This is a genomic window from Shewanella sp. 10N.261.52.F9 (assembly GCF_041471165.1).
Lineage (GTDB): Bacteria > Pseudomonadota > Gammaproteobacteria > Enterobacterales > Shewanellaceae > Shewanella > Shewanella marinintestina.
In genome coordinates this window covers 1-5,126 of record NZ_JBFRNX010000070.1, presented here as the reverse complement: position 1 = coordinate 5,126, position 5,126 = coordinate 1, and the positions used below count along the sequence as shown (strand labels likewise).

At 41.7% G+C, this 5,126-nt stretch carries 6 protein-coding genes; 2 read left to right on the top strand and 4 right to left on the bottom strand.

Features of this window, described 5'->3' with window-relative positions; genetic code table 11:
* Positions 1–277: 277 nt before the first annotated feature.
* Positions 278–1,168 (top strand): tyrosine-type recombinase/integrase, encoded by an 891-nt coding sequence (locus tag AB4298_RS21320; protein ID WP_371988342.1) that lies wholly within the window; start codon positions 278–280, stop codon positions 1,166–1,168.
* Positions 1,165–2,286, top strand: a complete 1,122-nt coding sequence (locus AB4298_RS21315) for an IS91 family transposase (protein ID WP_371988341.1) — start codon at positions 1,165–1,167, stop codon at positions 2,284–2,286. The genes AB4298_RS21320 and AB4298_RS21315 overlap by 4 nt, the downstream gene beginning before the upstream one ends.
* A 255-nt stretch (positions 2,287–2,541) precedes the next feature.
* Here AB4298_RS21315 and AB4298_RS21310 read toward each other — a convergent pair whose 3' ends face one another.
* The 4 genes from AB4298_RS21310 to AB4298_RS21295 all read right to left on the bottom strand — a co-directional run bounded on the left by AB4298_RS21310 (position 2,542) and on the right by AB4298_RS21295 (position 4,802).
* Positions 2,542–3,030, bottom strand: a complete 489-nt coding sequence (locus AB4298_RS21310) for a hypothetical protein (RefSeq protein ID WP_371988340.1) — start codon at positions 3,028–3,030, stop codon at positions 2,542–2,544.
* 78 nt (positions 3,031–3,108) lie between these two features.
* Positions 3,109–3,861: a hypothetical protein gene (locus AB4298_RS21305; protein WP_371988339.1), complete on the bottom strand. Its 753-nt coding sequence runs from the start codon at positions 3,859–3,861 to the stop codon at positions 3,109–3,111.
* A 121-nt stretch (positions 3,862–3,982) separates the two neighbouring features.
* A complete protein-coding gene (locus AB4298_RS21300; RefSeq protein WP_371988338.1) occupies positions 3,983–4,303 on the bottom strand; it encodes a hypothetical protein in 321 nt (106 codons plus the stop codon).
* A 100-nt stretch (positions 4,304–4,403) separates the two neighbouring features.
* A complete protein-coding gene (locus AB4298_RS21295; RefSeq protein WP_371988337.1) occupies positions 4,404–4,802 on the bottom strand; it encodes a hypothetical protein in 399 nt (132 codons plus the stop codon).
* Between the last annotated feature and the right edge of the window lie 324 nt (positions 4,803–5,126).

Genomic DNA, 5,126 nt, shown 5'->3' with positions numbered 1-5,126 from the left:
ATTAAATACTGTTTAAATATACAGCTAAAGTTTCTGTATCACCTATAATATATAGGCTCCGTGTTTTTTATGACACGATAACGCCACGCTAAGCGGCAAAAAATTGTTGGCTATAATAGTGAGGAACGAACAAAAGCCAACTGTTTTTTGTCCGTTCTTGAGCGCCTTGTTGAACGAAGCCGCTCTGCGGCAGAAAAGATAAAAACTCACCTTTATTCTCTCATCTTAAATACTTACTAGACCCTGCCTACCCTGGCAACTTCCTAGGAGTATTACGATGAACACACACGAGCAACAACGCTTTGATTTTCTTTATGAACAACATCTTACCAACTTAACCCTGCAAGGCAAGCGGCCTGCGACCGTCGATGCTTACAGTCGCGCCGTTAGGCGCATTAGTGCTTATTTCGATGCTTGCCCTGATAACCTTTCAACGGATGACTTAAAGCGCTACTTTGCCAGTTTGATTGATTCACATTCGTGGAGCACCGTGAAGCTCGACCGTAATGGCTTACAGTTTTTCTACCGACACGTGCTTAATCAACAGTGGGAGTGGCTTAATATTGTTAAGCCGCCGCAAGTCCATAGACTGCCTGATGTTCTCACCCCTGCTGAAATCTCTAGCGTTATTAGTCTTACTCATAAGCTGCGATATCAAGTGTGTTTTCTCACCTTGTACAGTTTGGGACTGCGCCTTGGTGAAGCAATTTCACTGCAAGTGGGTGATATCGATTCACAGATGATGCAGGTACATATTCGTAACGCTAAAGGCGGTAAAGATAGGTTAGTTCCGCTGCCCAAACGGACCTTATTAGCACTGCGATATTACTGGCAAACTCATCGCCACCCTCGACTGATTTTTCCAGGCAAAGATAGCCAGCCTGATTCATTGATAGATAAAGGCGGCATTCAAAAGGCGCTAAAACGGGTTATCCGTGAGTGTAATATTCACAAATCCATCAGCCCACATAATTTACGCCACAGCTACGCCACTCATTTGTTAGAACAAGGGCTAGATTTGCGCTCAGTGCAAACTCTGCTCGGTCACAACAGCCTTAATACCACCGCCCGCTATACCCGCCTCACCACTATCACTCGCAAAAATACCGCCCTATCTGTTAACCAACTGACTGATAATTTGGTGCTCAAATGGGAGTGCGATTTATGATGTTCATTGAACTTTTACGCGACCACCTTGATGACTTTAATCAGACTTATGATGGTCAAATGACATCATCCATGCGCCAAGCGATTTTCGCCATGCTTAATTGTCGCAGCAATACTGAGCGAACCAGCCATTGGGCATGCCGAAGCTGCACCCATACTGCTGATTTCCCGCTATCATGTGGTCATCGCAGTTGCCCGCAATGTCAGCACAAGACCACGACAGACTGGCTCAACAAACAGCAAGCTAAACTCCTGCCCGTAGAATATTACATGGTGACGTTCACCTTGCCTTATGAACTACGAAACGTCACTAAACACCAACCTGAAATGATGTATCAAGCCATGTTCTCGGTAGCCTCCAGCGTGCTCAAAGACTTCGCTAAAAACTCAAAGCAAATCGGTGGTGAGATTGGGTTTACGGGCGTGCTGCATACCCATAACCGAAGGCGTGACTTTCATCCTCACATCCATTTCATTATCCCTGCGGGTAGCTTCGATAAAGCGAAAAAACAGTGGAGAAAATACAAGGGTAAATACCTGTTTAACGCCTTTAACCTGGCCAAAGTGTGGCGAGCAAGACTGCTGGTGTATCTGACAAAACTGAGTCTCATACTACCAACCTCAATCACCAAAAAGTGGGTGGTAAACTGTCAACACGTTGGCAAAGGGCTGTCTGCACTAAAGTACCTGTCGCGATACCTTTATCGTGGCGTATTACCCGATAAAAATATCGTCAGCAATATCGATGGCCAAGTGAGCTTCGAGTATCAAAATAGCCAAACCCAAGCCACTGAAATACGTACTTTACCCACTGTCGAATTTCTATGGTTGGTACTGCAACATGTGCTGCCGAAAGGCTTACGGCGAGTGAGAGATTATGGATTACTCAGAGGAAGTGCTGCCAGGCTACGGCAAAGAATACGCTTGATGTTAGCCGTTGCTGGTACCGTGTTTTCGCCGCTCGAAAACACCACTAAAACTCAAGCTGTCCGACCTTGTCCCTGTTGCCAACAACCGATGGCATTTATGGGTTGCTGGCAACGAAGGGATGAGAAGGTGCATCCGCGACCGACAAGCATTTTTAGGCAAAAAACAACGACACCTAACACCACTGTTTAAGCGGAAGGGTAAAAAAATAACACTTAAGATGCGGAACAAGAAAAGTATAAGGAGGCGCTAAGGTATTGATAAATTGAGATAAGGAAATTAGCTGACGAAGCTAAGGGATCAATGCGGCTAATAAAAAATGTAACTGCTCAGCACACATCGAAAAAGCGTAAGTTCTTACGCCGATATTTACACTATAAAGGTATCACTCGGGCTTGTTCAACACTTGGGATAAGGACGCGGCTACGCGCGGCCTATCCTTATTTGTTAGTTACTCTTGCCACCTGCATGATAGATTTTAAGATTATACGGTTCACTTTCGCCACCTTCTGGCGATACAGCGATAATTTGTAAAACGAAATCAATGCTCTCTTGATTGTTATGACTGCCATCCAACCAGATAAAAGACATAGAGTTTCCACTCGGGTAGTATCTTGAAGGCATTACCTCATAATCAGGAATTACATTAGTTTCAAAAGTGCCTGAAACAATCTTTAATTTATACCCTGTAGCTCTAACTGGATTTTCATTTTCAAATTTTATTTTGATGATTCCAGCATCCGAACATGAACCTCTATTTCCATCGTCATAACCACGCTTAATAGATTCTAAACTTGCTTTTGGTAAAGCCAATAGGTGATTTTTGTTTTTGTAAAGAGGGCTAATAACAAATTCATCATAACCAGGAGCAAAACTACAAGCGTTAGCTGTATTATGTATTAAAAATAGCGTGATAAATAATAGAATACTTCGCATGACTTCCCTGAGTAACTAACGCCGCAATAAGCGGCTAAAAATTGAGGGCTAAAATCGCGAAGCGATAGCCCGCTGTTTTTAGTCCGACTTAATTGCCTTGTTAGCAGGCTTTGGCTTTTGCTTAGCCAATTTTAAACACAACCGATAATACAAAGATAAAGAATTAGAGGCCTCTGTAGTAGATGGCGCAAAACAAGATATCGGGGCTCTTAATGCTGAAATAAAGCATAAAAAGTCAATTGCACCAATTGCTTTATAAAAATTTATCGCTTCCCCATAGTCACTATCTGCAAATGCGCCATGCAAAATCCCATGTCGATTAGTATTGTCACTGAATGGGTATTTTTTGGAATTTATATATAAGTTGCTATCAGTGAAATTGATAAATGCATCAAGCATAGAGATAATCTCATTCACAGCACCAATTTGCTTATCAGTTACTTCTTTTCTGCAATCTTCTGCCAAATTGACAAAAACACTTCTAATACTGCCTACTTCTACATTTCGGCTTCCCGCAAGTTTTTTACCTGCACCTTCGATGACAGGCATAAGACCTGACACGGCGATATGATCAAGTCCGAGAAAATGAGCCTCTACTGATTCAGATATAATTTCCTGATACTCATTTACGAAAGGGACTGTATGGTAACGCTCCGAAACCATGGCAGCTAAATTTTCGGGCGAATATATCTGCGCAAGGTATGGTGCGAGAGTTTTCTCACAAACAACATCATCATCTATCTGCTTTGCTACGCGCTCCAAAAAACCAACTTGAACGTATGCAGGCAAAAACCACCCTACTTTATTAAACGCATTTTTTAGATAATCCACTGAACCTCCTCTGCCTGCTAACGCCGCATTAAGCGGACTAAAACTGTGGGTTATACTGTGAAGCGAAGCGGAACGTAACCCACTGTTTTAGTTCCGTTTAAATGCCTTGCTAGCAGTTTACTCAGCCGAGCATACGACTCACAAATTCTTGCGTTTCTTCACTAAAAAGTTGAAATTGCTCATCACTTAAAACACCATGCTTTTTTAAGGAAACAATTTTCAACAATACATTGTTACGAGTTGGGTTATTAAACATTTCAGCTATTTTGGCATCTTCATCGTCAATCAAATTATACAAGTCCAAATACGATTGATGTTCTTTACCAACTCGATCATTGGTTATATTTTCAACTCTCTCAAATACTAACTCACAAGCTTTCGCAGTTAACTCCACTTGTAGCTTCCGAAACAATTTCCAATCTTTCTCTGGTACGGATGACATATTAAATTCTCACTGACTGCTAACGCCTCAATAATCAGCAGCCTGTGGCGAAGCCACGTGTAGGCTGTCTGGCGCTGAAAGCGCGTAATTAATTGACTTGTTAGAAGGTTGCACGCGTGAATTCCCCAGCTTGGCCAGTTACAATAAAGTTGCCTGAGTATATATACCACTCAGACCAATCATCTTGCTGCCAGAATCCATCGAAATGAAAGTAATCCTCTTTTTGCGTACCATGCATAACTTCATTAACTGGACAATCCGGATTTGGATGTTCGATTGGAGATTTATCATCGTGCCAAATCAATGCCTTCTCAGACTTAACTCGCCTAAAGATAACTTTGGCTTTCTTAAGCTCAATAACACTCCCATTAGCATCAGGGTGTTCTGGCGCAACAATAACGAAATCGAAAGTTAATTCGATGCAACCATTAAGCCTCTGTACCGATTCAATCGTAGAATCGTGAAAGCTTAGCTGATCAAAATTACTCGATACTTCCATAATGCCTTCTAACAGTATATTAGGCTGAATTCTGGATAAGAACAGTCAGCCTAGTTAATCCCAAGCGAACAAGGTAACTTCAAATATAATTTAAATCAATAGCTTAACAAGCACTTTACTGCGAATCTACTTACTCTTCTGATGGTGAAAACCAGAATTTACTTATTTGTGACGTGATTTGATTTAACTATTGGGGAGAAATGTTTTTAAACAGCCACTTAGCAGTTGTTAACTCTAAATCGCTTTCCTTCTTACACCAAAATAATGCTGAAAATTCACAATACTTATTATAACTGTTTATATGTGGCTCTTCGTCGTTAATGG

Excerpts from the sequence above, each read along its gene's own strand:
- AB4298_RS21320 (WP_371988342.1), top strand. The coding sequence starts at position 278 with ATGAACACACACGAGCAACAACGCTTTGATTTTCTTTATGAACAACAT.
- AB4298_RS21300 (WP_371988338.1), bottom strand. The coding sequence starts at position 4,303 with ATGTCATCCGTACCAGAGAAAGATTGGAAATTGTTTCGGAAGCTACAA.
- AB4298_RS21310 (WP_371988340.1), bottom strand. The coding sequence starts at position 3,030 with ATGCGAAGTATTCTATTATTTATCACGCTATTTTTAATACATAATACA.
- AB4298_RS21295 (WP_371988337.1), bottom strand. The coding sequence starts at position 4,802 with ATGGAAGTATCGAGTAATTTTGATCAGCTAAGCTTTCACGATTCTACG.
- AB4298_RS21315 (WP_371988341.1), top strand. The coding sequence starts at position 1,165 with ATGATGTTCATTGAACTTTTACGCGACCACCTTGATGACTTTAATCAG.